The following is a 596-nucleotide window of genomic DNA, read 5'->3' as shown; positions in this document are numbered from 1 at the left end:
CGTACAAATAAGTTATATCCCTTGATAAATGCAGCCCAACGCCCATCAGGGGATGGAAGTTCATGCGCAGATAATTTTTTAGTTTTGATTTGTTTACAATGATAGTTAGTTAGATCGCAAATCCACGTGGATTCATCTACTTCAAATTGAATAGCCCTCTCGTCATTGACATAGGTAAAGGAATTGAAGGGAAGGTTATCTGCATCAACTTCACGTGAAATAACACTTGAGAGGGATTCTGCAAGTTTAGCATGATCGAAAGCAGGTTCTTTAGTATTTGACCATGGATTAACTATTACAAATTGCTTGCCGCGTCCGCTTTCTTTTCGTATATCCCTTTGATACCAAAAGCGGCTTCCTTTATCTAGCCAATTAGGAAAAACCTTGCCGTTAAATACATCTTTTATAGCGTTCCAAGAAAGCAGGCGCTCTGCTTTCTTATACTGTTCATAGGTTACTGATAATGTCATATCTATCACTCCTTTAATTATTTATAACATCCACGTTAGTGTAGTAAAAACATAGAATCATTCATTTTTCTCATATTCAAGGACTTACATAAAATACTAATCTAAACAGCTTATAGGTGAATTCTT

Annotated in this window: 1 pseudogene; it reads right to left on the bottom strand. The window is 35.9% G+C overall.

Annotated features, from left to right (window positions below):
* A pseudogene (locus HRG09_RS28320) lies at positions 1-470 on the bottom strand (S9 family peptidase); the annotation flags it as partial.
* Positions 471-596 lie beyond the last annotated feature (126 nt).

Origin of the sequence: Bacillus sp. Xin1 (assembly GCF_013314535.1) — a bacterium.
Taxonomy (GTDB): domain Bacteria; phylum Bacillota; class Bacilli; order Bacillales; family Bacillaceae_G; genus Bacillus_A.
The sequence above is the reverse complement of the archived record's forward strand: the minus strand, read 5'-3'. Positions and strand labels throughout refer to the sequence as shown.